This is a genomic window from Nocardia otitidiscaviarum (assembly GCF_007362295.1).
Classification (GTDB): Bacteria; Actinomycetota; Actinomycetes; order Mycobacteriales; family Mycobacteriaceae; genus Nocardia; species Nocardia otitidiscaviarum.
Genome location: NZ_CP041695.1, coordinates 1,039,116 through 1,064,643 on the forward strand (window position 1 = coordinate 1,039,116; position 25,528 = coordinate 1,064,643).

Genomic DNA, 25,528 nt, shown 5'->3' on the forward strand with positions numbered 1-25,528 from the left:
CGCCGGTGCCGTGTCCGAACACGGCACCGGCGGCTGCGGTCAGGTCCGACGCTCGAATTCGGCCGGCCCGCTGGCCATACTCCTGATCTGTCGAGCCGCCACCGAGAGGGTCGCGAGATCGTGGCCGGGTCCGGTGTGGATCTCGTCCAACATGGCCCGTGCCCGGGCGATCCTGGAGCGGTGCGTCGATTCCCAGTGGGCGATCTTCTCCGCCGCGGACTCGTCCGGTCCGGTGAGGTCGAGGACCGTGATGGTCAGCGAACGCAGCGCCGCGTAGATGTCGTCGGAAACGGCCAGCCGGGCCAGTGAGGACCAGCGGCCGGCCCGTTCCAGACGCCGCACCTCGTTGAGGAGCTGTTCGATCTTCAGATGATCGTCGAGCACGTAATGGATTTCGGCCACCTCGGAGCGGTCCCGGTGGGTGATCTCCGCGATATCGATGACGTCCAGCAGCGGGAACAGATAGATCAGCCGGGCCACCTCGTCGGCCAACTCCGCGGGCGCCCCCAGGTCGATGGCCGTTCGGGCGCGTGCGGTGAGGTCGGCACGGTGGTCGGCGCCGAGCCGCCCGGGCACCGTGGCGGTGAGCGCGCGAACCCCCGGCGCGTACCGGTCGATCTCCGCGGTGATGTCGAGCGGCTGCGGCCGATTGCCGAGCAGCCACCGGGAGGCGCGGTCCAGCGTCCGTTTGGTCTCCATCTCCAGCGCGTCCCGGGCCGCCGTCGGCATCTCGGTGGAACGAATGCGATCCCACAGCTCGTGCAGATCGAAGATCCGCACCGCGACCCCGAAGGCCCGCACCGCGTCGGCGGTGTCGGCGCCCGCCTCCTCGGATTGCCGGAACGGGTAGGTGATTCCGCCGAAGTCGACGACCTCGTTGGCCAGCACGGTGGCCACGATCTGCCGGCGCAGCGGATGCGCGTCGATGGCCCGGCCGAAGCGTTGGCGTAGCGGTGCCGGGAAGTAGGTGTGCAGTCGATCCGCGAACATCGCGTCGTCCGGCAGCGACCCGGCCAGCAGATCGGCCTTCACGGCGAGTTTCACCTGGGCCATCAGCGTCGCGAGTTCGGGCGAGGTCAGGCCGCGCCCTTCGGCGCCGCGGCGGGCCAGTTCGGCCTCCGAGGGCAGAGCTTCGAGTTCGCGGTCCAGGCCGTGGCCGGACTCCAGCGCCTGGATCGTGCGGCGGTGCAGGTCCAGCGTTTCCGCCGCATCCGCGCGGGAGAGGCCCATCAGGAAGTTCTGCGCGATATTGTCGCCCAGGACGAGATCGGACACCTCCTCGGTCATGGAGGCGAGCAGCCGATCACGGTCACCGGCGTCCAGTTCGCCGGCGGCGACCACGCGATCCAGCAGAATCTTGATGTTGACCTCATGGTCGGAGCAGTCCACACCCGCGGAGTTGTCGAGGGCGTCGGTGTTCATCCGGCCGCCCGATCGGCAGAACTCGATCCGGCCCCGTGCGGTGGCGCCCAGGTTGCCGCCCTCGCCGATCACCTTCGCCCGCAACTGGCTTCCGTTCACCCGCACGGCGTCGTTGGATTTGTCGCCGACATCGGCGTCGGTCTCGTCGGCGGCCTTGATGTAGGTGCCGATACCGCCGTTCCACAGCAGATCGACCGGTGCCAGCAGGATCGCGCGCACCACCTCCGGCGGTGACAGCTCGGTGACGCTGTCATCCAATCCGAGGGCGGTACGCGCCTGCGGACTGATCGGAATGCTCTTGGCGGTGCGGTCCCACACTCCGCCGCCCGCGCTGATCAGCTCGGCGTCGTAGTCGGCCCACGACGAGCGGGGCAGGGCGAACATCCGCTTGCGCTCGGCGAACGAGCGGGCCGCGTCGGGGTTCGGGTCGAGGAAGATGTGCCGGTGATCGAAGGCCGCGACGAGCCGGATGTGTTCGGAGAGCAGCATTCCGTTGCCGAAGACGTCGCCGCTCATGTCGCCGATGCCGGCTACGGTGAACGGCTCGGTCTGGACGTCGATGTCGAACTCCCGGAAGTGCCGCTTCACACTCTCCCAGGCGCCCTTGGCGGTGATGCCCATGGCCTTGTGGTCGTAGCCGACCGAGCCGCCGGAGGCGAAGGCGTCGCCGAGCCAGAAGCCGTATCGGTGTGCGACCTCGTTGGCGACGTCGGAGAAGGTCGCCGTCCCCTTGTCGGCGGCCACCACGAGATAGGTGTCGTCGCCGTCGCGGCGCACCACCCGGTCGGGCGCCAGGACCGCGCCGGTGCGATTGTCGATATTGTCGGTGAGGTCGAGCAGGCCGGAGATGAAGGTGCGGTAGCAGGCCACGCCCTCCTCGCGCTGAGCCTGCCGATCCGTGGCCGGGTCACCGGTCGCGGCGGGCGGATTCTTCACCACGAAGCCACCTTTCGCTCCGACCGGAACGATGACCGCGTTCTTGACCGCCTGCGCCTTGGCGAGGCCGAGGATCTCGGTGCGGAAGTCCTCCCGCCGATCCGACCAGCGCAGGCCGCCGCGGGCGACCGCGCCGAAGCGCAGATGCACCCCCTCCACGCGGGGCGAGTAGACGTAGATCTCGTACTGCGGCTTCGGTTTCGGCAGTTCGTCGATGCGTCGCGGGGCGAACTTGAAGGCCAGATAGTCGCGCGACACCGCCGCCTGCGACCGCACCGTGGCCGGTGACCCGCTCATGTAGTAGTTGGTCCGCAGCGTCGCACCGATCAAGCCGAGGAAGGCGCGCAGGATCCGGTCGGCGTCCAGGCTGGTGACGGCGTCGATGCGGGCTCGCAACTCGGATTCGATCCGCTGCGCCCGGGCGGGGTCGCTGCGATCGGGGTCGAAGTGCGCGCCGAAGAGTTCGACGAAGGCCCGCGCCGCGCCGGGCTGCCGCAGCAGCACCCGCGTGATGTTGCTCTGGCTGTAGGCGAATCCCGCTTGCCGCAGGTATCGCGCATAGGCGCGCAGGACGGCCACCTCATGCCAGTGCAGTCCGGCACGCAGGACCAGTTCGTTCAGCCCGTCGGTGTCGGCGCGGCCGTACCACATGGCCGCGAATGCCTCGGGGAAGCGCCGCTGGGCATCGGTGACCGCCGCGGACAGGGCGTCGGTGGCGGTGAGTGCGGCGTCGATGGCGCCGTCCAGGGCGGTGTCCAGCAGTTCTCGCGGTGCGTGCAGGTTGAACCGGTAGATCCAGCGGGGCCGGGAGTCCGGCAGTTCGATCGGATAGGGCCGCTCGTCGTGCACGTCGACGCCGAGGCTGTGCAGGATCGGCAGCACTCGGCTCAGCGATACGCCCGCGCCGCTGACGTAGAGCGCGAACTGCCAGTCGTCGACCGCGGCGTCGGCCGCCCGGGACAGGTGCATATCGATCGCGTTGTCGCCGAGCTCCTCGAGCCGCTGGATATCGGCCAGCGCGTGACTCGGGGTGAAGCTCTCCTTGTAGCCGTCGGGGAAGCTGTCGGCGTACCGCTTGGCGGTTCTGGAGTCCACGGCGGCCGTGGCCGCCGCCTCGGCAACCAGCCGATCGGCCCAGGTGTGGGTGGTGGCGAAGAGCAGATCCTGGAGGTGCTGCCGTCGCGCCTCGGAGAGGTCCGCGGGTGCCGCGTACTTGCCGCGGTGCACCGTGAAATAGATGTTGACGAGCTCGGATTCGGTGGCTCGCGCGGAGTAGGCGATATGGTCGCCGCCGAATTCGGACAGCAGAATCTGCTGCATCCGCTGGCGCACGGCCGTGTTGTATCGGTCCATCGGCAGATAGACCAGGCACGACACCGTCCTACCGCGCGGATCGGGCCGCAGAAACAGCCGTACCTGTCGTCGCTGACCGAGGGTAAGCACCGCGGACGTGGTGTCGAACAGTCGCCGGGTGTCCGAGGAGAACAGTTCCACGCGTGGGAAGGACTGCATCACCTCCAGCATCGATCGGCCGGAGAACGAATTGAGTTCGAACCCGGCCCATTCGACGACCTGGCGCACCCGGTGTTCGATCACCGGAATGTCGAGGATGTTCTCGTGCAGCGCGGAAATGGTGAAGGTCCCGACGAACAGCTGCTCGCCCACCACCCGGCCGTCGGTGTCGTATTCGGCGATGCCGATGAGATAGGGATTGATCCAGCCCGGCGCCGCCGATTCGATCGCCCCCGGAGCCAGCCGCAGCAGGCCACGATCCGGTCCGGGGGTGGGGACATCGATTTTGGTCGCCGATCCGGCGCCGAGTATGCCGAGCCCGGTGCCCGGGACCGGTCGCATGGTGGCGGGGGCTTCGGGGTCCGCACTCTCGGGGACGGCGTATCGGGCGTAGCCGAGCAGGACGAAACGGTCGTCGGCGAGCCAGCGCAACAGCCGCGCGCACTCGCGCGCCTCCGCCGGGTCGGCCCCGCTGTACGGGGGAGCATCCGAGTGCAGTTGATCGGCGAGGAAGGACTGCCTGCGCTGCATGGCGACGGTGCTGTCCGCGATCTGGCGCAGGTCGGCGAGCAGGGGCGGCAGGACGGCCGCGATCGTCGCCAGTGCGCCGTTGTCGGTCGCGGCGCTCAGCTGGATGTGTATCCAGGACTCGCGGGTCATCCCGCCGCCGGGCTGCGTCGCCGGGCTGTCGCCCTCGTACGGTGCCAGCGAGAGCAGCCGTCCGCTCGGATCGCGAACCACCTCGAAGATCGGATGGATGACGTCGGTGACGGTGGCGCCGAGCCGCCGCAGCGTCGAGACCAGTGACTCGACCAGCAGGGGCATATCGGAATTGACCACCTGGACGGCCGGCCCGATGCCGTTCGGCTCGTCGGGGTGGTACACGCGGGTGGTGGCGGCTCCGGTGGTCCGGGTGGCGGCGAGGGCCAGGTGCCGCCGGAAGATGCGTTCGGATTCACCGGGACCGGATAGTGCGGCACCGGAACGCACTTGACGGAAGTACGCCATCTGCAGCGACGTCGGATCACCACCGGGGGAATCGGGAAGTGCGGTGCGCGTGGGCAGTTCGGGTTCGGAGGTCGTAGTAGTTGCTGATCGGCGTTGCGTGGGCCGCATGGTCAACGCACGCCTTCCCGATGGCTCGACACGGTGTGAGCTCCTGACTTGTGTGGATCGCGTGAAGTTACCTAGACGATGTACCGCTAAACAGCGGTACAATACGGTACGCTACACCTGCGTGTCAGCCGGAGGCAAGGAGCTGCGAACCCCGGGTGCCGGACGTCACGTGACTCATGATCGGTATGCGGGAGGGTTGCGATGTGTGATGTTCGAACGTGAAAGCTTCGGTTCCGCTGATCGCGATCGGACACGTGTTCTAGGTTCAACCCATGACGTCTCGACGGCATTGGTGGCCGCTGAAATCGGGTGGACTCGGGAACATTCCGCCTCGGTGGGCTGTTGCCCCGGAGACTATGGGCTCGACAATCGTTGTTTCGCTGCCGCGGGCGCGACCACGGCGGTGCGCGACCATGGCGGCAATGCATGTTTCAGGTTGGCATGTTTCAGCTCGGCATATTTCAGCTTGGTAACTGTCTCTTTTCCACGCGCCGCTGGCTATCGGGCCATCAGGTAGGTTCACACCGTGCGGTACCGGTGTCAGGCAATGAGGCAGCAATAGAGCAAGCAGTAGGGCAACTGAGGAACCGATGACGGAATCAGCTCGGGCGATACCGTGGGTGACGGTGGAGACATTGGCTCCCGACACCATGTCGGTCGCGACCGTGGGTGGCGAGCAGCGCGCCTTCGCGAGCGTGCGCCGCGTGCTGCAGCGAGTGCTCACCAGAACACCTGCCGTGTACGACAGCATCACCACTCGCGGAATCATCGACGTCGTCCGGGCCGCCCGTGGGCAGGCGCAGCAGACCGATCTGGAGGTGCCGACGGCCGCCGGCCAGCACCTGGTTCGGGCCCGGCCGGTGCTCGGACCCACCGGTGGAGTGCATGCGGTGCAGTTGTGGATCGGTCCCGCCGGTGCGGTCACCCCGCCACCCCCGGCGGTGGGCGCGGTCTGGGACCTCGACAGCCAAACGGTGCACCAGCCCGATGCGATGACCACCCTGCGCGGAGTGTCGGCCGACGAACATGTGCCCACGATGTCCGTCACGGAGCTGTTCCATCGGGCCGCCGCGTTCGATCGCCACGGTGAGGTGCTCGATCTCCTGTACGACCCGGGTCCCGAGGACAAACTGCAATTCGACGTGGACATCGGCCCCCTGGCCGGCCGTTCCGCGGGACCGCTGGGTCGGTGGCGGGTCGCGGCTCGTCCCCGGGGTCGCGGCGCGTGGCTGCTGATCGAGGACATCCGGGAGCAGTCGGCGCCGCCGGCCTGGCCCACGCTGGAACAGGTCGGCCTACGGGAAGCGCACCGGCGGGCCGGAACCCACCTCGCCGTCGTACAACTCGAGCACACCTCGATCTCGCACTGGTTGACGGATCCGGCGCCCTGGGTGCGGTGGGAGTTCCTGTACCGCCCCGTGGATGTGTTTCATCCCGACGACCGCGATCGACTGGTCGCGGTGCGGGACGGTATCCGAGCCGGGGAGACCGCCGAGGTGACGGTGCGGACACTCGGCTACTCCGGCGACTATCTCTCGACGCGGTTGCGGCTCTACCCGTATCCCGGCTACTCCCGCAGCCAGCTCGTGATCGGTGAATTACGTCTGGCCGACGATCGCTGTGACAGTCCGTCCAGTCGCGCGGGGCCGTGCCGACTGCCCGAGCCGCTCGGATACGACGACCACTTGCGCCGGCACATCTCCAGGCGGGACCGGTTCGTTCGGGCGTCGTAATCGGCTCCCCAGCGGTGGGAACAACGCCGCGGCTCGGACTTCGGTGTCTCATTACGCTCTGACGGGTGAGGAAAGCAGCGGACGCGCGGGTGGATTCGGGGGATGCGTTGCTACGCCGCATGATCGCCCGACGCCGTCGCGACAACGTGATCTTCACCGTGCTGGCCGGGCTCGCGATACTCGGCGGCGGGCACGCGGTCCTGAGCCTGTTCTCCGAAGCGCCGCCCGGCCCGTCGGACGATACGACGGTGGCGATCGTGGGCAATGCCCAACTGGCCGGATCCTTCGCGCAGGAATTCGTGGTCGCCTATCTGGGCGCGACGGCCGGGGACCAGGACCGGATCGCCGATTTCATCGGGGGCGCCGAGTCGATCGGGCTGCCGGCGACCGCTCGGCAGGTCTCCGACCCCGCCGTGGTGTCCGTGCGGCGAACCCGGGCCGCGACACCGATCGAGATCTGGTCGGTGACGGTATCGGTCCGTCCGGAAACCGGGACGCGGGCCACGGGCGGGAAGCAGACGTCCGCCGCACCGATGCCGCAGTACTACCGGGTGGGGGTCGCGGTGAATCACGGTCGGCTGCGCGCACTCTCGCGGCCGTGGCTGGTCGCACCGCCCGCCGAGGGCCAGGATCTGCTCACGGTGTACTCCTCGCCCTGCGGTGAGGAGTCGCCGCTCGCCCACGTCGCCGCCGGCTTCCTCGACGTCTTCCTCACCGGCTCCGGCGACGTGACCCGATACACCAGCCACGATTCCGACATCACCGCTCTGCGACCCGCGCCGTTCGCCGAACTCGAGTCGGTCTCGGTGTCGGCTCAGGACTCCGGCTGCGGAACCACCGGAACGAGCGCCCGCGTGCTGGCGACGGTGACCCCGGCGGTCGGCGACGACACCCTGGCGCCGCTGGACTACCCGCTGACGATGGTGCGCGTCGAGGAGCAGTGGCAGGTGCAGACCATCGATTCCATTCCGGCACTGCCGGATCCGATCACCGTCGTAGCCGGCGGCGTGGCCCCGAACACGCCGCGGAGTTCGGCGTCGACCACCGCGCCGTCGCCGTCGGTCACCGTACCGCCGGCGACGCAGAACTGACGGGAGCGACCATGGGTAGCAGTCTCACCAATATGCTTTACGGCATATTGCTGTTCGTTCGCTGGGCCGGCCTCATCCTGATCGCGATCGTAGGTATCGGTGTGCTGATCAGCGAAGCCGTCAAGGAGCGCCTCTCGCCGGGGAAGGTCCTGGCCGTCGCCGGCTCGGCGATCCTGGCCGGAGTCCTGATCTGGGTGCTGCCCACGCTCATCAACTATTCGCGTGCCGAGGTCGGTACCGTCATTCCCGATCGGCCCGTCGGAGGGTACTGATGGCCGAGGTCATCCGCGTCTTCACGCCGATCAAGCGCGTGCCCACCGTGATCGGCAAGGCACAGAACGGGCAGAAGATCCCCTTCGGGCCGTATACGCTGCCGCAGGTCGCCGCGGGCGTCGCGCTCATGCTGGTCACCTCGATCGCCGCCATGTCGATTCCGGGTAATCCCGCGGTGGTCTTCATCCTCGGCCTGGTACTCACCGTGATCGTGGTGTTCGCACTCGGTCTGGTGCCCGATACCGGGGTGCGGCTGACCTCCCGGGTGCTGTGGTTCGGTCGGCTGATCCTGATCCGGAAACCGGTGTCCGCCTCCGGAATGCCGGTCAGCCCGGACTCGGCCCGCTACTCCGTGTACATCGAGGACTCCGTCGTCGTCATCCTGCCCGACCTCGACGGGGTACCGCGACCGGAGCCGCCGGCCCGCGCGCTGGCGAGCGGAATACTCGAACTGGCCGCCGGGCGGACCGTCGATCCGACCCGGGATGAACCTCGGAACGAACAATGATGGCGTCCGGGCGCGATATTCAGCCGACCGCGGCGATCCGCGGGAACCTGCAGTTCACTCACGCCGGCCTGGTCACGGCGACCTACTTCATCGAGCCGCTCGGATACGGCCTGCGCTCGCCGCGCGACAAATACGACGTGAAGCTGGCGCACCACGCCCTGATCACGAATGTGCCGAATGGGTCGCTGCTGCTCGGCATCCAGGCCCGGCTCGAGACCCTCGATGTGCTGCGGAAGATGGTCGAGGGCGTCGACCTCGACGAGTGCGAGGACTACGCCGCGGAGGTCGTCGCCTCCTATGAGCGTATCCAGGCGATCGTGCCGCAGACCCGGATCTATCTGCTGTCCATCCCGGTGGGTTCCACGTCGACCGGGATATCGTCGCTGGCCGGATTGTGGCGTGGCAACAGCTCCGTCGATGTCGCCGCCGTCTCGCGGACCGACCTGGCCACCTACGACGAGGAGGCGAGCAAGATCCTGTCCCGGATCGGCAGCGACTTCCGGCCGACCCCGGTCCCGGCCGCACTGTTCCAGTGGCTGTGGGAGCACTACCTGTCCCGCGGCGCGGTCGGGGATCCGGCCGCGCCCACCCGGGTCGGGGTGCTCGAGGACGCCACCGCGGCGGTATTCCGTTCCGCCGCACTGGATGAGGGCGCGCAGGCCGACAACACCCGGCGATTCCGGCCGTCGTTCACCCCGGTGATCAAGGTGGTGCAGCCGGACAGCGCCGACCGCCCGTCCTATCAGTCGGTGCTGACACCGCGCTCTTTTCCCTACGGCGGCATGACCTTTCCGGGCGGCAGCGAATTCCTCGCCATGCTCGACGGTCTCGGTGACGTGACCGTCGACTGGGGCATGCGGGTGTCCACCAGATCGGCCGACGAGGTATTGCAGAACAACGAGCTCGGCCTCCGACGGCTCGGCGAACAGATGGAACAGCGCGACACCGAGGTCTCCTTCGCCCAGAACACCTTGATGTCGAAGGCACAGCTGCTCAACGAGTACAACCAACACTTCGAGGTGAACGGCGGCGAGTCGGAGGTGTCGTTCACGACCGTCATCGCGGTCGGCGGTCCCTCGCGGGAGGCGACACTCGATGCGGTCAACGCACTCAAGCGCCGCTACAAGCGGTTTCAGGTCGAACTGACGGCGCCGGTGGGCGCACAGGTGGATCTGTGGTCGATGCTGATCCCCGGCAGTCCCGTGCGCCGGGCCTACGAGGATTTCGCCCACATCGTCCCCTCCGACATGTGGGCGGGCTTCGTCCCGTTCACCTCGAGTGACATCGGTGACGACAGCGGCCCGGTGATCGGAATCAACCTGCTGTCCGGGCAATACGAGCCCATCCACTTCGGCATCATGGAGGCGGCGCTGCACGATCTGTCCGCGTCCTTCGCGGTGACCGGGGAACTCGGTTCGGGCAAGTCGTTCTTCCTCAAGCTGATGGCGGTGCTCGTGCACGACATGGGTGGCCAGTTCCTGGCCATCGACCGCAGTCAGGTCGGGGAGTGGGCGCATTTCGCCGCCGCCATCGACGACGCGGTGGTGATCGACCTGACCAATCCGACGGTGTCGTTGGATCCGCTGCGGCTCTTCGACGCCAAGGTGGCCGGTGAGCGAGCGCTCGACTCGCTGCTGCCGATGCTCGACCTGTCGCCGACGGCGAGCGCCGGTGCGGTCGTCAGCAATATGCTCACCGAGAAGGGGCGCGCCGAGCACGGCATCCACTCCATGCTGGATCTGGTGCGGGCGGCGCACCGGCTGCGGGACGAGCCGGGTTCGGGTCCGGAGTACGCGGATCTGGCGGCCCGCCTCGGCGCCGTCGTCGACCGGGTTCCGGTGCTGTTCGATCCGACGCTGAAACCGCTGCGACTGACCGCGGCGGCGACGGTCGTGCGCAGTCACGGCCTGGCCCTGCCCACCGCCGAGGAACTCACCACACCGCATCTCTACCACCGGCTGCCGTTGACCAAGCGCCTCGGCACCGCGCTCTACGAACTCGTCGGGGTCGCCGCGCGGGAGGCGTTCCTGACCGACAACGGCAGATTCGGCCTCCTGGTCGGGGACGAGGCCCACCACTTCACCCAGACGCAGGTGGGCGCGGCGGTCACCTCGGACTTCAGCCGCGACGGACGTAAGCATCTGGCCGCCATCGGATTGGCCTCGCACGACCCGGCCACCGACTTCCAGGGCGCGGCGCACAATCTGATCCCGAACCGTTTCGTCTTCCGGCAACGGGACGAGACCCTCGCTCGCAACAGCCTGGAATGGCTCGGTGTCGACCTCGACGAAGCGCCGTTCCTGCTGCAAATCCTGCGGGAGGAGACGTCTCCGCCGGTCGGCCAGGGGCGGCAGGTCCCCCCGGAACGGCGCGGTGAGATGTTCATGCGCGACGCACTGAGCCGGATCGGCCGGGGCAAGATACTCGGTCCCGCCCGCGGCGACCGAGCCGAGGCCATCACCAGCACGCCGACGGTGTCCGGCCAGTCCGCGTCGCTGGAGCGCCGGGACGCGCGATGAGTACCCGCCGGCGTCGGGATATGGCCTGGGAGTTGACCTTCTGGGATAGCGAGCGCTGGCGGCCTCGCGCGGTCGCCCGGCGGTTCCGCGGTTGGCTGGCCGGTTCGCCGTGGCGTCGCCGGACAGCGTGGGCGCTGTTCGTGGCCTTCGTGACGCTCGTGCTGCCCGCCATGCTCGGCGCGGTGGCCGTCGCACAATCGGACACCCTGGCCCAGGGAACCGCCAACAGCGGTCTGAGCTGGATGGATATCCGCGACTCGGATGGTGTCCTGCTCTCGGACTACCGTTTCGTCACCGACTACGGCAGCGTGCTCGACCCGGGCAAGACCGCGCTGGCGCTGGTCCTGGAGCTCGAGTTCGCGGGCTACATGGTGCTGGTGACCACCGCCATCTGGCTGATCGGCTTCGCGCTGAGCTTCCGCTGGCTCGATATGTTCGCCCAGGCCCTGACCGGGGTGGCCGACGCCCTGACCGGTCAGATCGCCACCCCCATCCTGCTGGTCACCGCGGCGACCATCGGCGCGTTCTTCGTCGGCTATTTCATCGTCCGCGGCTACCACGCCAAGGCGACGATGCAGGTGGTGACGATGCTGGCGGTCGGCGTGTTCGGGCCACTGTTCCTCGCGGAGCCGCTGGCGGATGTGCTGGCGTCGGACGGCTTGCTCGCCAAGGGCCGCGATATCGGCATCGCGGTGGCGGCGGGCCTGCACGGCCACAACAACCCGAATCCGAGCGTCATGGTCGAAAGTGTGGGCGGCGACCTCGCCGACAGCTTCGCTCGGAAGCCGCTCCAGGTGTGGAACTTCGGGCATGTGATCGACGATCGGATGTCGTGTCGCGCGCAATGGTCCTCGGGGATGCGTGCCGGGGACTCGGGGCAGGTGAAGGAGGGGCTGGAGGCGTGCAATGACACCTACGCCCGTGCGGCGGCGGACAATCCGAGTGCCGGGCAGATCGGCACCGGAGTGTTGCTGCTGATCTGTGGGACCATCCTGCTGCTGTTCGCCGTGTATCTGGCTCTCAAGGTGATGAAGTCGGCGCTCGACACCATCTATCACGGATTCATGGCCATTTTCGGGTTCGCCGCGGGCGGATTCGTGTACGGCCCGACACAGACCTTCCTGATCCGGAATCTCGTCCACTCCGTGATGGCGGCGGCGCAGATGGCCGTGTTCACCATCTTTCTCGGTGTCTATGTGCTGTTCCTGGCCAATGTGTTCGATCAGGCCAGGGGGCAGGTGATGGCGGTGTTCGTGATCGGGGCCATCGTCGAACTCGTGGCCTTCAGCCAGCTGCGCCGGTTGAGCAAGAATCTCCGCAAGGGCAACGACTGGGTGGCGAACCGCTTCGCGCTCGCGACCCAGGGCCAGATCGGCCAGGGCTCCGGGGGAGGGGGCGGTGGCGGTGGCGGTGGCGGCCGGGCGCTGGGAATGGGTGAGGCTGTCGCGGCGGGTGCGGCGGGCGGTGGTCTGGGTGCCTTGGCCGGTTTCGCGGCGTTGTCGACGATCAGCGGCTCGCCGGCGACCGAGTGGCTGTTCGGTCGCACCCTGAATCCGCTGGCGCCGTACGCCCGCCAGCGCCAGCGCGCCGAGCTCGCCCGGATGGAATACACGCCATGGCTGCTGCACCGGCAGAAATGGTTGCTGCACAACCGGGAATCGTGGCTGCGGGCGGCGGAGCGGCGCGCGCAGAAGGCGGGCGGCGTGGACGATCCGCTGAAGGTGGCCAATATCATCGACGGCCTGTACGACTCGGGCATTCCCAAGGCGGAGCTCAACGGCGCGCTGGCCGAACTCCGATTCAACGGCAGAGCCGTGGATCCGATGGACGCTCTGCACGTCGACCGGGCCGTCGCGGTCATGAACGCGTCGAAGTCGCAGAACCCGTACGGATTCGCACCATTGCAGAAGGCATTGGCGGCGTGGGAATCGGTGAACAACCACCCGATCGAACCGGGGCGGAGCCTGCGCGAACACCGGGCGTTCGTGGCGCAGGCGCATGTCGCCGCGACCAACTTCGCCAGGCATTCGCGGGTACCGCATTTCATCGGCGGCCAATCCGATATCGACTGGGCATTCGTGAACGACGTACGGGCGAACTGGGATTCGGCGGCGGCCCTGCAGGCGGCCATCTCACCGGCCCGGTGGAACCAGGTCGGCGCGAACACTCGCCATCACATCGGGTCCGAGCTGGCGAACCAGCACCGGGACGCCGTCCTGCGCTATTACAACAACCCCGTCGAGGAGAACCGGGTGGCGGTCGACCAGATCGCCCGGCGCATCTCCAATCTGGATCACTTGGATCCGGAAGCTGGTCTCGATCCGTGGGATTCGTGACATGGCATCGACCGATCGGCGTCGACTCATGTTCCTCGTCACCATGGTTCCTTTTCCGATCCTGGTGATGATCCTGTTCGGGCTGATGATCGCCGGGGTCCTGATCCTGCTGAGTCTCGTGATCGGAACGGCTGGCCAATCGGCCTCTGCGGACCTGCACTATCAGTGCGATACCGCGCTGGGGCCGGACCCCTCGCTCACCGAGACGCCGGTGACCTCCACCGTGCCCCCGACCGGCGCGGCGGCCCTCACCGCACGGCCGTCGACGAATCCGTACGCCGCCATCACCGTGGACCCCGACGACACCGAAGTCTCCCAGTGGCAACGGGACTGCGTCGAGGCCATGCGCTCGGCCCCCTACCAGCTCCCCGCCTTGCGGACACCCAACACCGGCCCCGCCGGGGCATGCGCCGGGCAGCTCGCGATGACGCAGGAGGGAAGGCGGTGGACGGAAGGGGACGACGGCGCGTCCGGGCCAGCGGATCTGTCCCGGTCCGTCGTCTACTCGGCCGCGTTGGCCGCCACCACCACCGGTACGTGTGTGTTGGTGGCAGCGCCCACCCCGAACGCCGACCGGCCCGGCTGCGCACCGGTGCTGCCGACCACGATCGCCGGACAGGGGGTATGCGGGCAGCGCGTCGATCCGTCCGCGGCCTCGGCGGGCGATCTGGTGTTCTGGGAGTACCGGGACAACGCGCCGACTCGGGTCGGCGTCGTCGTGGGCGACGGTCAGATCGTCACTGGCGATCCGTCGGCCGGTGGCTTCGTGCGGCAGGGGCTCCCACGCGCCGGCGACATCCGGGTCAAGCGGGTGCTCGACATGGGAAACGGTTCGTGACGGGGTGAACGCGACAAATATACGATCCGTGAATAACGGTTGAATTCCTCGCTTCGAATTCACTGGTTGTTCGCCTGATCGACAAAAGCGCGATCCTGTAATCGATCGCTATCCGTCGGTACGTTATCCGCGTGTACATTGCGCCGGATATTCGGCGATGGATTCGGGAAAAGCCATCGCGGCGTCGCGCAGCCTGGACAGCGTCCTGCTTCGTCCTGTTCGTGCTGGTCCCGGGCGCTTTGGGGACCGTCGCGACCGCACAACCGGGCGCTGCGGCGCCCGGCGCCGCGGTGAACAGCGGACTCGGCTGGATGGATATCCGGGACACTTCCGGAGTGCCGCTGTCGGAGTACCATTTCGCCACCGATCACGGGTCCTTGCTCAATCCCGGCGGCGGGATGTGGGCACTGCTGATCACCCTGGAATTCGCCGGATACATGGTGATCGTCACCACGGCGATCTGGCTTATCGGATATGTCCTCAGTTTTCGGTGGCTCGATCTCTTCGCCGACGCACTGATCGGTGTCGCGGATGGTGTGGCCGCACAGCTGGCGACTCCGATCGTTCTGCTCACCGCCGCCACGATCGGGGCGGTCGTGGTGGCCTGGCTGCTCGTGCGCGGGTATCGGGCCAGGGCCACCGCGCAGACGGTCGCCATGCTCGCCGTGGCTGTGCTCGGCCCGCTCTTCCTCGCCGAACCGCTCGCGGCGGTGCTGTCCTCCGACGGACTGCTGGTACACGGGCGCGATATCGGGCTGTCGGTCGCGGCGGGGCTCAACGGCGACGGCAACCCGCAACCGAGTGGGTTGGTGGCCGCGGTGCAGGGCGACCTGGCGGACAACTTCGCGCGGCGGCCGGTGCAGGTGTGGAACTTCGGGCACGTCGTGGACGGACGGTACAGCTGCCAGGCGGCCTGGTCCGCCGGAATCCGGTCCGGTGAGGTGTCCGAGGTCGCCGACGGGCTTCGGGACTGTGGGGATACCACCGCGCACGCGGCCATCGAGAATCCCGGAGCGGCCCAGCTGGGTACCGGGTTGTCGCTGCTCGTCTTCGGCACGTCGCTGCTGGCGTTCGCGGCCTATCTGGGCTTGCAGATCATCCGGTCCGCGCTGGACGCGGTGTATCAGGGGTTCATGGCGATCTTCGGCTTCGCGGCCGGAGGATTCGTCTACGGGCCGACGCAGACCTTCCTCGTTCGCAATATCGTCGATATCGGAATGGCCGCCGCGCGCATGGTCGTCTACACCGTTTTCCTCGGTGTCTATGTGCTGTTTCTCGGGAATCTGTTCCGGCTGGCCGGGGACCAGGTGCTGGCCGTTCTCACCATCGGTGGGGTCGTCGAGATCGTGGCGATCTGGCAACTGCGGCGATTGAAGCGGGGCCTGGATCGCGGCGCCGCGTGGATAGCGAACCGGGTCGCGCTGACGGCGCAGGGCGGCTCCCCGTCCGGTTCCGGTTCGTCCGCCCCGGCGGCGCTCGGCATGGGCACCGTGGGCGCGGCGAATTCGCTGTCATCCGGAGCGGGGCTGCTCGTCGGGCTGGCCGCCGTGTCCACGGTCAACAAGTCACCGGCCACCGCGTGGCTGTTGGGCAAGACACGGAATCCGTTGTCGCCCTACGCGCGCAGACGTCGGAGCACGGCGCTCGACTTCGCGGAGTACAGCTCGCTGTCACTGCACCGGCAGCGATGGGCGAAGGCGAACCGTGACTCCTGGGAGCGTGCGGCGCGCTATCGCGCCGAGAAGCACGGCGGTGTGGACACGCCGCTGGCCGTCGCCGAGGTCATCGACTCGCTCATGGATTCCGGAATCCCCAAGGCGGAACTCAACGGCGCGCTCGCCACCATCGGAGTCCGTCCGGACGACGCGTTGCACGCCGACCGTGCCATCGCCGTGCAGAACGCGTCGATGTCGCAGAACACCTATGTGCCGAACCGGGTGCGACAGGCCCTGGCCGCCTGGGAATCGGTGCACAACCATCCGGTCGGATCGGAGCGGGACCTGCGTGAGCATCTGGCCTTCGCCGCGCGGGCCCAGGTCGCGGCGCGCAAGCTCGCCCGGGATGCGCCGGGGCCGCGAGTCGACGCGGAGGTCGACTCGGCATTCGTCGATCTCGTACGCCGACACTGGGACACCCCGGGGGCGCTGCGTACCGTCATCCCGGCGGACCGGTGGCGATCGGTCGGTGCCGCGACCCGGCACGTCATCGGTACCGAGGCGGCCGAGGCGCACAGCGCGGCGGTCGCGCGATACTACGACGCGCCCACCGAGCGGAATCGCGCATTGGCCGACCATACGGCACACCGGATTTCGGTCCTCGGCCACGGACACCCCGATGAGGGACCGGGTCCATGGGACTACTGAGGGCGGCCGCAGGCCGCGACCGCGCCGTGCCGCGACGGCTGTCGGGATTCCCCCGTATCCCTCGGTTCGGATTCACGGGTAGCGAAAAGGCCTCCGCGCGAACGGGATTCGACCGTGCTCTCGGTCGGTAGCGTAGCGGCTCGGATCTGTCACCCGGACCCGCTCCGGCCCGGTCGCCCGGGTGTTCCCAGCGGTGGTGGTTCGTGTGGCGGCGCGGGTGGTCAGGATGGTTGTCGGACGGTTCCCCGAGCGGGTCGAGGAGGCATCGGATGGCCATGTGGGCGGTGGCTTCGGACGGGGCGGGGGAGTGATGACCGTGAGTACCGAACCGGGGGCCGGTGCCGAGCTCGTCGACGAGACCGCGGATGTGCCGGACTCTTCGCTGTCGGTGGGCTTCGATGAGGACGACGGTGCGGGACAGATAACGGCGACGCCGTGGACGCCCAGGCGAAATCACGCCGGAGGAACCACCGCGCCCGCCTCGGCACCCACCGCGCCCGCGTCGACGTCCGGGCCGAGCCCGGGCACTTCGGCCGCAACACCGTCGGCGGTGACGCCGGTGGCTGGTCCGGCGTCGCTCCCGAACGCGGTTGTGGCGCAGCCCGGTGCGATCGTCCCCGTGGCCGCGGTGACCGGACCGGATACCTCGGTGTCGGTAGCCGGGACGCCGCTCCCCGAGGGGCTCGGCGTGCCCCGCGAGCGGTCGAGCCCGGGGCTCGACCGAGACAGCGAGGCCGATAGCGACGCCGACAGCGATGCGGCCGATGCCGATCGGTCCGGTATCGAGGACGCGTTGGCGCAGCTGCTACCCGCCCTGTCGCAGGCCCTGTCCACGCCGCAATCCCCCACCGCGAGCGCGGCCAGCCCGCACACGACCGACTCCGGCACCGGTAGCGGTAGCGGGATATCCGACACCACGGTCACCGGCCCCGACGACGAGCCCGTCACCGTCGGATTGTCTCCGCAGGCCGAGCGAGCCCTGCGAATCCTGAAGGTGCTGGCCGCCCTCTACGGCGCACGCGAAGCCGCCGCCGCACCCACCACCGGCCTCGACGTGGCCACCGGGAAGACCGGCGGCACCGGCGCGACCGCCGCCGGCCACACCGCCGCCTCCCTGTTCCAACGGCACGCCGCCACCGCGTTCACCAATCTCGACAACCGGCTCGCCAACTACATCACCAACCTCGCCGGGGCCAATACCGTCGACCGCGCCCAGCTCCGGCATCTCATCCGCGAGACGAATGTCGCGCTGGCCACCCTGGGGCCGGACACCTACACCCCGGCGGGACAGCGCAAAGCCCACCAGATCCTCACTCGCGCGCTCCAGTACGCCCATCAGATCGTCGGCACCGGCCAGGGCAACTCCGCACAGACCGCCGCCCACATCAACCAACTCACCAACCAGTACCTCTACAACCTCGCCGGACAGAATCCGTCCAGCTATACCGGTGTCGGTGGCAGCGCGGGCAGCGGCCGTTTCGCGCTGCCCGCCCGAGGTACCTTCACCTCCGGATATGGTCCTCGATGGGGCAAGCACCACAACGGTGTCGATATCGCCAACGCGATCGGCACCCCGATCCTCGCCGCTGCCGACGGAGTGGTGGTGGCCGCCGGACCGGCGAGCGGGTTCGGCCAATGGGTGAAGATCCGGCACTCGGACGGTACCGAGACGATCTACGGCCATGTCGACAGCTACTCCGTCCAGCCCGGGCAGCAGGTCAGCGCCGGACAGCAGATCGCCCGGATGGGTAATGAGGGCCGGTCCACCGGTCCGCACCTGCATTTCGAGGTACGGCAGAACGGTTCGGCCGTGGATCCGCAACGGTGGCTCGCTCAGCGTGGAATTCAGGTGACGTGATCCGGATCCGCCCGCGCCGAACGCCCGCGGCGAGCACCGGGCATACGACGAGGGCGCCGAGCGGGTAGTCCCGGCTCAGCGCCCTGTCCGTACCGAATCAGCCGGTCGTGACCTGATCCGTGGCCACCGTCGGCGCGGGCGTTCGCTGTCGCCCGAAGTACAGCATGCCGATCGACAGCGATGCCACGAGCAGCACCAGCATCGGGCCGAGTACCCAACCCACACCGAAGTTGGCGATGATCGGAATGACGCCGGCCGTGACCAGTCCGCCGCCGAAGAACGGTTCTAGCAGGAGTTGCTTGTAACCGAAGGCGGAGTAGGCGGGTGTCTCCAGGTTGGGGTCGACCACGCGGAGCAGGATGAGTCCGGTGGAGGTGACACCCAGGGCCTGGCCGGTGTCGGCGATGCCGCGCTCGAACCAGAAGTTCGGCAGCATCCGCGGTGCCAGGAAGATGAAGGCGCCCACCGTCCAGGCCAGGCCCGCGCCTGCCAGTAGCAGGAATGGTCCGATATTCGACGCGATGGCCGACAGTGACAGGGTGCCGAGCGCCGCGATCACCAGGACGTCGAGCGAGAAGCCCTGCAGCCGTTCGATCAGCTGCTGATCGACGATCTCGTCGCGATCGAAGGCCTGGATGGCCAGCTGGACGATGATGCCGCCGACCATGGCGATCGGGAACAGCGGGACATAGGAGAACAGCTCGAAACTATCGGCCCACAGCTTCGATTCCACCCACTGGATGCCGGTGAGCAACAGCCAGCCGATCAACACACCCATGGCCAGCAGACCGAAGTGCAGGGTGAGCGTTTCGATGGACGACGGCTGCACGGTCAGCGTGCCCGCGGCGCGGCGGCGCTCCTTCTCCACGATCCCGGCCTGTTCGGCCACCGAGGGCGAGGCATCGCTGTGCAGGATCTGCGTCTTGTTGCGGCGCACACCCCAGTTGATCAGGGCGATACCAACGATGATCCCGGAGAGGATGCCGATGGTGGCCATGCCGAGGGCGAGGTCCTGTGCCTCCGCGAAGCCGAATTCGGCGAAGGTGTCGGCCATCCCGGCGGCGGTGCCGTGCCCGCCTTCGAAGCCGATCTCGATCAGCGTGCCCGTCCAGACGGGTACATCGAACAGCGGGACCAGCACCAGTATCGCCAGCAGCAGGCCGACGACGTACTGGCCGCTGGCGATGGTCATACCGAAAGAGATCTGCGGCCCGGCGATGTTCAGGGCCTCCTTCGGCGACGGCAGGCGGTGCCCCATGAACAGACCGGCGAATACCAGTGAGATGAGCAACCCCGGCAGACTGCTCCAGACGTCGAGGATCTCCGTGGTGAACAGGCCGGCATCGGCCATCCCGTCGAAACCCACCGCCGAAGCGATCCGACCGAGCACATCGGGGCCGATCAGCAGCGCGAGCACACCGCCGATGATCGAACTCGGAATGAACAGCTTCTGCGCCAATCGCCATTTCACGCGGATGATCTTGGAAACCAACATCATCACTCCGATGAGGAGTAACGCGAAACCTATTGTGTTCGCAGACATCAAGACCCTTTCAGCGCGACTCCGGGCACCCGAGGCAGATACCCGACAGCGCGTATTCGTCACGGCGGTGGCACGACGTGTGTAACGGGTCGCCGTCGTCGGCGGCGACAACCCGAGATAACTTCCCTCTAAACACCGTGCCGCTATACAGCGGTACGTTATTGAGTGTGTCACAGGAGTTGGACGTGCCTTCCCATTCGAGGGAAGCCGAGCGGGTGCGTCTCTGGCCGTTGGTCCGTGGTCTTCGTGCTCAGGCGGAAGTGTCGGTACTCGGGGCGACAGCGAGGTGCAGCGAGACCGCGGGTGCGATGCGGGTGACGAGGCCCTCGCGCGGTTCGGAGGCCACCGGTTCCACCCGCAGGATGTAGCGGAGGTAGGCGACGCCCACGAGGTGCGCCATGGCCAGGTCGATGCGCAGTTCCGCGTCGGGAAACGGTAGGGCGGAGGCGATTTCGGAGTAGACGCGGCCCTGGATGAACTGGCGGACGAGTGTCGCGGACTCGTCGTGAGTGGCGGCTCCGCGCAGGATGGCGAGCAGTGGGGCCCGGGTGTCGGGGTTGTCCCAGATCTCGAAGAAGACGCGGGTCAGGCGTTCTCCGAGTTGTTCCGGGTCGCCGTCGACGATGCGAGCCGCGATATCGGCGGGTTGGAACGGCCACCCCATGGTGGCGCGGAAGAGTTCGGCCTTGCTGCCGAAGTAATGGCGGATCAGGCCCGGGTCGACGCCCGCCTCGGCCGCGATCTCGCGAACGCTGGTCCGCTCGTAGCCGGTGGCGGCGAAGCGGCGGCGGGCCGTGGCCAGCAGCACCTCGCGGGTATCGGTTTTTCCTGGTCTGCGTCCGATCGGGGGCATGGTGTCAGGAATTCTACAAGCGTTGACTTCTGCCGTGTGAGGGCGGTAATCTGGGCAGATAATTCCACAAGTGAGGAGTTTCTGATATGCCTGCTCCACGCTGGGTCGCTCGTGTCAACAAGGCCGGACTCAATCGCATCACCAAGTTCATCGCGCCGTGGGCGCCCGGATGGGCGGTGGTGGTGCATCGCGGACGCAAATCCGGCAAGGTCTTCCGCACTCCGCTGTGGGCGTTCCGCCGTGACGGTGGCTTCGTGATCGCGCTGACCTACGGTGCCGAATCCGATTGGGTGCGAAATGTGCTCGCGGCCGGACACTTCCAGCTCGAGACGCGGCGGCGCACCTACGAGGTCGACAATCCGCACGTCTACCGCGATCCCACGGCCGCCGGCATGCCCGCCTTCATTCGCTTCATGCTCCGGTACGTGATCAAGGCGCCGGACTTCCTGAGCGCGAACGTGGTCCGCGAACTCACGCCCACCACCCGCTGATCCACCGCCCAGCCGCGCACTGCCCGGCGCGCCGCGACGACCGGTGATACCTTCCGTTATCCACGTGGCGGCCAACTGTTTTGGAGAGTGATGCTGTACGGGCGGCAGGTGGAGTTGTCGGTGCTGTCGGAAACTCTGCATGGTGAGGGCGGTGCACTGATCGTGCGCGGCGAGGCGGGTATCGGGAAGTCGGCACTGCTGGAGACCGCCGCCGCGCGAGTGCGGGCGCGGGTGCTGCGGGTGGCCGGAGCCGAGTCGGAGGCCGATCTGCCCTTCTCCGCGCTGCATCTGCTGCTCCGTCCCATCCTCGATCGGGTCGACGCGTTGCCGCGGCAGCAGGCGCACGCGCTGCGCGCCGCGTTCGGCCTGGAGGACGCCGTCTCGGGCGATCGCTTCCTGGTCGGTCTCGCGACGCTCGAACTGCTGGTGGAACTGTCGGCGTCCAGTCCGGTGGTGTGCCTGATCGACGATGCCCAATGGCTGGACGGTGAGTCGGCGGACGCGCTGCTGTTCGCCGCGCGCCGCCTGCACGCCGAACCCGTCACGATGCTGTTCGCCGCCCGTGCCGACGGTTTTCCCGCGAGCGGGCTGCCGGAGCTGCGGGTGGGCAGGTTGGACGAGGAGGCGGCGCGGGCGCTGCTCGCCGAGCGGGCGGCCGACCTGCCGCCGGCGGTCCGGGCTCAGGTCCTGGCCGAGACCGAGGGAAACCCGCTGGCGCTCATCGAGATTCCACGCATGCTGACGCCCGCGCAGCGCCGGGGCGCGTCGGTTCCGATGTCGTTCTCGCTCGGCACGGCGACCGCGGTGACCGATCGGGTGCTGCTCGGTTTCCGCGACCGGATCGCGCGGCTGCCCCCGGCCACCCGCTGCTGCCTGCTGGTCGCGACCCTGGGCAACCACGACGAACTCCGACTGCTCGAGCGCGCCGTCGGTCTGCTCGGCGCCACCCTGGCCGACTTCGCCGCCGCGGAGCACGCGGGACTGGTGCGGGTGGGTCCGGACGGCGTCGCGTTCCATCACCCACTGGTGCGCACCGCGGTGCTGCTGGCATGTGATGTCGCCGCCGGAATGGCCGCACACCGGGCGCTGGCCGAGGCATCCGACGACGACCGGCGAGCCTGGCACCTGGCCGCGGTCACACTGCAACCCGACGAGGACGTGGCCGAACGACTGGAGGGTCTCGCGCTGCGGGCTCGGCGGCGCGGTGGACAGGCGGCGGTGTCGGCGGCCTACGCACGCGCCGCCGAGCTGTCCGCCGACGTCGGCCACGCGGTGCGCCGCGGCACCGCCGCGGCCGCCGCCGCGATCGAAGCGGGCATGTGGCAACGGGCGGCCGAACTCGTGGAGAAGGCGCGGCAGCGAGCCGACGCCATCCCGCCGCGGGGTGCGGTCCGGGCCGAACTCGCCTACGTACAAGCGAAATTGGAGGTCGAGGCGGGCCGTCCGCTGCACGCCGTGCGGCTGCTCCACCAGGCCGTGGCGGCCGCCGACGACCTCACCACCAGACTGTCGCTGCTCAGCATGGCCGGCTACTACACCTGGGCCAGCGCCGCCCACCCGGACCAGCTCACCCTGGCCCGCCGCACCGAGGAACTGTCCCCGGACGGCGACGGCCTGTCGGCGGTGGTGCGAACCATCAACCTCGCCTTCCGCCTCATTCTGGAGGGCGACGACGTGACCACGCTGACCTATCCCGTAGCCGGCCTGGACGAGACCGTGCCGAACGAGCTGCGCTTCCTCATCACCTTCCAGAGTCTCGCCCGCGCCGATTTCGGCGCCATGCTCGAGGGTGCGACCGAGCTCGTCGAGGAGTGCCGGGCGGAGGGTCGGCTGGGGCGAATGCCGCAGGCCATGCTGCTCCTCACGCTGGCGCAGCTGCTCGACGGTCGCCACCGGTCCGCGCGGGCCACCGCGGCCGCGGGACTGGCCCTGGCCGCCGATGTCGGTCAGCCCATGTGGCGTGGCTATCTGGCGGGTGCGAACGCCTGGCTGTCGGCGGTGGCGGGCGACGAGGCGGAGTGCGAGGCGCTGGCGGAGCAGGCGATCCGAGACGCCGACCCGACGCAGTGGATGCCCGCCGCCTGCTGGGTCGAATCCGCGCGGGGCATGCTGGACCTGGGGTCGGGTCGTTTCGAATCCATGCTCGACCGAGTGGATCGCGCGATGTCCGGCCCCACCCGCCATGCGTTCCTGTGGCGGTACTCCTGGCCGGATTACGTCGAGGCCGCGGTCCGGGTGGGTGATCCGGCGCGCTCCCACGATCGGCTCGCCCGCTACGCGGAGTGGGCGCGGTCCGCCGGGCGGGCCGGTCCGCTCGCGGTGCTGCACCGGGTTCGCGCGCTGCTGGCCCCCGACGACGCCGCGGGCGCGCTGTACGAGCGGGCGCTGGTGCTGCACGCCCGGGAGCGGCAGCCCTTCGACGAGGCGCGTACCCGCCTGGTCTACGGGGAGTGGCTGCGCCGCGATCGCCGCCGCGCCGAGGCGCGCACCCATCTTCGGATCGCCCTGGAAACATTCGACCGGCTCGGCGCCGCACCCTGGTCCGCCCGGGCGTCCGCCGAACTGCGCGCCACCGGCGTCACAGTCCCCGGGGCCGGTATCGGCGACCCGCTGGGCGCGCTCACCCCGCAGGAACAGCAGGTGGTGCGGTTGGCCGTCACCGGGGCGTCGAATCGCGAGATCGGCGCTCAACTGTTCCTGAGTCCCCGCACCGTCGCCTCCCACCTGTACAAGGCGTTTCCCAAGTTGGGGGTCTCCTCGCGCGCCGAGCTGAGCAGGTTCCCGGAGCTGAACTGAGGACGTCTCATCTTGCGGTAGATGATCGGTTGGGCGGCAATGCCATTGGCTTTGATCGCCGGTCGCCGACCTCGTCCGCGAGCACTGGAAATCCGTCATCGGTCCTCGGCAGCGCCCGAGCTTTCAGCGCCATGTGATCGTTGACCAGCTCCATGGTCGCGGACGGTACTCCGTACGTACCGGTGCTCGCTTCCGTCGGTCGACTGATACTCCGTAGCGCCGGACAAGTATGCCGCCCGTCGTGACTTCCCCTGTCGTCGAGGGAATTCCGGGCGCACCGGAATTTCGATGCCGCCGGTCTCCCGGGAAGCGTCGGCGGTCGGCCGCTGCTGCCGGTGGGGGACGAACCCGTACCCGCAGGCCGCGGGCATCTGGTCCGCCCATGGTTCGCCGGGACGTGCGCCGACGACCGATCCGCGCCGGATGCGGATCGGTCATTCGACGGACGCGGTCGCCTCGGCACTCGTCCTACGGTTCCGCCATGACCAGACCACCCGAGCCCCCGACATCATCGAAAACCGTGCTGGTGACCGGCGCTTCGACCGGAATCGGCCGCACCACCGCCCTGCTGTTGGCCCGCGAGGGCTGCACCGTCTACGCCGGTGTGCGCAAGGAGGCCGACGGCGAAGCGCTCGGTCCCACCGTCACCCCGCTGCTGCTGGATGTCACCGATGCCGGTCAGATCGCCGACGCCGCCGAACGCATCGGCCGACTGGACGCCCTGGTCAACAATGCGGGCATCGGTGTCACCGGGCCGCTGGAGTTCGTATCCCTCGACGCGTTGCGACTTCAGTACGAGGTCAATGTGTTCGGTCAGGTGGCGGTCACCCAGGCCATGCTGCCCAAGCTGCGGGCTACGCGTGGTCGAGTGGTCACGGTGGGCTCGGTGGGCAGCTGGATCACGCTGCCCTTCGGCGGGCCGCTGTGCTCGTCCAAGCACGCCATCCGTTCGCTCAACGACGCCCTGCGGATGGAGGTCGCGCCATACGGCGTGACCGCGGTCCTGATCGAACCCGGCTCCATCCACACCGCCGCCGTGGACAAGTTGGAGGACGAGGTCGACCCGCGGCTGGCCGCGATCGGCGAGGAGGGGCGGCGACTCTACGGTGCGGCGTACCGATCCATGACCGCCGCCTCGCTGCGTGAGGAGCGGGCCGGTTCCAGCCCGGACGTGGTCGCCCAGGCCATCCTGCACGCGGTGACCGCCCGCAGGCCCCGCGTCCGGTATCCGGTCGGCAAGAAGTCCCGCCTGATGAGCACCCTCGGCCGGGTGCTACCCCAACGCACCCTCGATGCCCTGCGCCTGCGCGCGCTCGGCCTGTCCTGAACGGAGTTCCCGC

Annotated in this window: 14 protein-coding genes and 2 pseudogenes; 13 read left to right on the forward strand and 3 right to left on the reverse strand. The window is 68.5% G+C overall.

The genetic code is table 11. The features are described 5' to 3' along the window. Positions 1 to 39: 39 nt before the first annotated feature. The gene (locus FOH10_RS04470) at positions 40 to 4,878 is read right to left on the reverse strand and encodes an NAD-glutamate dehydrogenase (RefSeq protein ID WP_244962041.1); all 4,839 of its coding nucleotides are present in this window, start codon (positions 4,876 to 4,878) and stop codon (positions 40 to 42) included. A gap of 698 nt (positions 4,879 to 5,576) precedes the next feature. Here FOH10_RS04470 and FOH10_RS04475 point away from each other — a divergent pair. The 10 genes and pseudogenes from FOH10_RS04475 to FOH10_RS34685 form a co-directional block, all read left to right on the forward strand. Continuing rightward, the gene (locus FOH10_RS04475; protein ID WP_228812430.1) at positions 5,577 to 6,719 is read left to right on the forward strand and encodes a GAF domain-containing protein; all 1,143 of its coding nucleotides are present in this window, start codon (positions 5,577 to 5,579) and stop codon (positions 6,717 to 6,719) included. 65 nt (positions 6,720 to 6,784) lie between these two features. Then, the gene (locus FOH10_RS04480; RefSeq protein ID WP_244961611.1) at positions 6,785 to 7,810 is read left to right on the forward strand and encodes a conjugal transfer protein; all 1,026 of its coding nucleotides are present in this window, start codon (positions 6,785 to 6,787) and stop codon (positions 7,808 to 7,810) included. Between the two features lie 11 nt (positions 7,811 to 7,821). Further along, positions 7,822 to 8,082 carry a hypothetical protein gene (locus FOH10_RS04485; RefSeq protein WP_029931741.1) on the forward strand — a complete coding sequence of 87 codons (261 nt, stop codon included), beginning with the start codon at positions 7,822 to 7,824 and terminating at the stop codon, positions 8,080 to 8,082. Next, complete coding sequence (locus FOH10_RS04490; protein WP_186000714.1) at positions 8,082 to 8,591, forward strand: hypothetical protein; 510 nt, start codon at positions 8,082 to 8,084, stop codon at positions 8,589 to 8,591. The genes FOH10_RS04485 and FOH10_RS04490 overlap by 1 nt, the downstream gene beginning before the upstream one ends. Continuing rightward, the gene (locus tag FOH10_RS04495; protein WP_244961612.1) at positions 8,588 to 11,110 is read left to right on the forward strand and encodes an ATP-binding protein; all 2,523 of its coding nucleotides are present in this window, start codon (positions 8,588 to 8,590) and stop codon (positions 11,108 to 11,110) included. The genes FOH10_RS04490 and FOH10_RS04495 overlap by 4 nt, the downstream gene beginning before the upstream one ends. Further along, on the forward strand, positions 11,107 to 13,446 hold the full coding sequence (locus FOH10_RS04500; RefSeq protein WP_143979731.1) for a hypothetical protein: 2,340 nt from the start codon (positions 11,107 to 11,109) through the stop codon (positions 13,444 to 13,446). The genes FOH10_RS04495 and FOH10_RS04500 overlap by 4 nt, the downstream gene beginning before the upstream one ends. A gap of 1 nt (position 13,447) precedes the next feature. Then, positions 13,448 to 14,284, forward strand: a complete 837-nt coding sequence (locus FOH10_RS04505; protein WP_143979732.1) for an NlpC/P60 family protein — start codon at positions 13,448 to 13,450, stop codon at positions 14,282 to 14,284. Positions 14,285 to 14,574: 290 nt separating this feature from the next. Next, the gene (locus tag FOH10_RS04510) at positions 14,575 to 16,647 is read left to right on the forward strand and encodes a hypothetical protein (protein ID WP_143979733.1); all 2,073 of its coding nucleotides are present in this window, start codon (positions 14,575 to 14,577) and stop codon (positions 16,645 to 16,647) included. A gap of 310 nt (positions 16,648 to 16,957) precedes the next feature. Beyond that, positions 16,958 to 18,004: pseudogene (locus FOH10_RS35435) on the forward strand (DUF4226 domain-containing protein); the annotation flags it as partial. 117 nt (positions 18,005 to 18,121) lie between these two features. Beyond that, positions 18,122 to 18,505: pseudogene (locus tag FOH10_RS34685) on the forward strand (M23 family metallopeptidase); the annotation flags it as partial. Between the two features lie 97 nt (positions 18,506 to 18,602). Here FOH10_RS34685 and FOH10_RS04520 read toward each other — a convergent pair. Further along, the gene (locus FOH10_RS04520; protein ID WP_228812426.1) at positions 18,603 to 20,003 is read right to left on the reverse strand and encodes a sodium/glutamate symporter; all 1,401 of its coding nucleotides are present in this window, start codon (positions 20,001 to 20,003) and stop codon (positions 18,603 to 18,605) included. Between the two features lie 295 nt (positions 20,004 to 20,298). Next, positions 20,299 to 20,901, reverse strand: coding sequence for a TetR/AcrR family transcriptional regulator (locus tag FOH10_RS04525; protein ID WP_143979735.1), 603 nt, complete (start codon positions 20,899 to 20,901; stop codon positions 20,299 to 20,301). Between the two features lie 86 nt (positions 20,902 to 20,987). On the opposite strand from FOH10_RS04525, the gene FOH10_RS04530 reads away from it, so the two are divergent. From FOH10_RS04530 to FOH10_RS04540, 3 genes are all read left to right on the forward strand, one after another. Continuing rightward, the gene (locus FOH10_RS04530) at positions 20,988 to 21,392 is read left to right on the forward strand and encodes a nitroreductase family deazaflavin-dependent oxidoreductase (protein WP_143979736.1); all 405 of its coding nucleotides are present in this window, start codon (positions 20,988 to 20,990) and stop codon (positions 21,390 to 21,392) included. Between the two features lie 90 nt (positions 21,393 to 21,482). After that, a complete protein-coding gene (locus FOH10_RS04535; RefSeq protein WP_143979737.1) occupies positions 21,483 to 24,188 on the forward strand; it encodes a helix-turn-helix transcriptional regulator in 2,706 nt (901 codons plus the stop codon). 481 nt (positions 24,189 to 24,669) lie between these two features. Next, positions 24,670 to 25,515, forward strand: coding sequence for an SDR family oxidoreductase (locus FOH10_RS04540; RefSeq protein ID WP_143979738.1), 846 nt, complete (start codon positions 24,670 to 24,672; stop codon positions 25,513 to 25,515). Positions 25,516 to 25,528 lie beyond the last annotated feature (13 nt).

Coding starts and splice junctions, on each gene's coding strand:
- FOH10_RS04530 (WP_143979736.1), top strand. CDS start 20,988: ATGCCTGCTCCACGCTGGGTCGCTCGTGTCAACAAGGCCGGACTCAAT.
- FOH10_RS04475 (WP_228812430.1), top strand. CDS start 5,577: ATGACGGAATCAGCTCGGGCGATACCGTGGGTGACGGTGGAGACATTG.
- FOH10_RS04485 (WP_029931741.1), top strand. CDS start 7,822: ATGGGTAGCAGTCTCACCAATATGCTTTACGGCATATTGCTGTTCGTT.
- FOH10_RS04495 (WP_244961612.1), top strand. CDS start 8,588: ATGATGGCGTCCGGGCGCGATATTCAGCCGACCGCGGCGATCCGCGGG.
- FOH10_RS04525 (WP_143979735.1), bottom strand. CDS start 20,901: ATGCCCCCGATCGGACGCAGACCAGGAAAAACCGATACCCGCGAGGTG.
- FOH10_RS04535 (WP_143979737.1), top strand. CDS start 21,483: ATGCTGTACGGGCGGCAGGTGGAGTTGTCGGTGCTGTCGGAAACTCTG.
- FOH10_RS04520 (WP_228812426.1), bottom strand. CDS start 20,003: ATGATGTTGGTTTCCAAGATCATCCGCGTGAAATGGCGATTGGCGCAG.
- FOH10_RS04500 (WP_143979731.1), top strand. CDS start 11,107: ATGAGTACCCGCCGGCGTCGGGATATGGCCTGGGAGTTGACCTTCTGG.
- FOH10_RS04490 (WP_186000714.1), top strand. CDS start 8,082: ATGGCCGAGGTCATCCGCGTCTTCACGCCGATCAAGCGCGTGCCCACC.
- FOH10_RS04470 (WP_244962041.1), bottom strand. CDS start 4,878: ATGGCGTACTTCCGTCAAGTGCGTTCCGGTGCCGCACTATCCGGTCCC.
- FOH10_RS04505 (WP_143979732.1), top strand. CDS start 13,448: ATGGCATCGACCGATCGGCGTCGACTCATGTTCCTCGTCACCATGGTT.
- FOH10_RS04540 (WP_143979738.1), top strand. CDS start 24,670: ATGACCAGACCACCCGAGCCCCCGACATCATCGAAAACCGTGCTGGTG.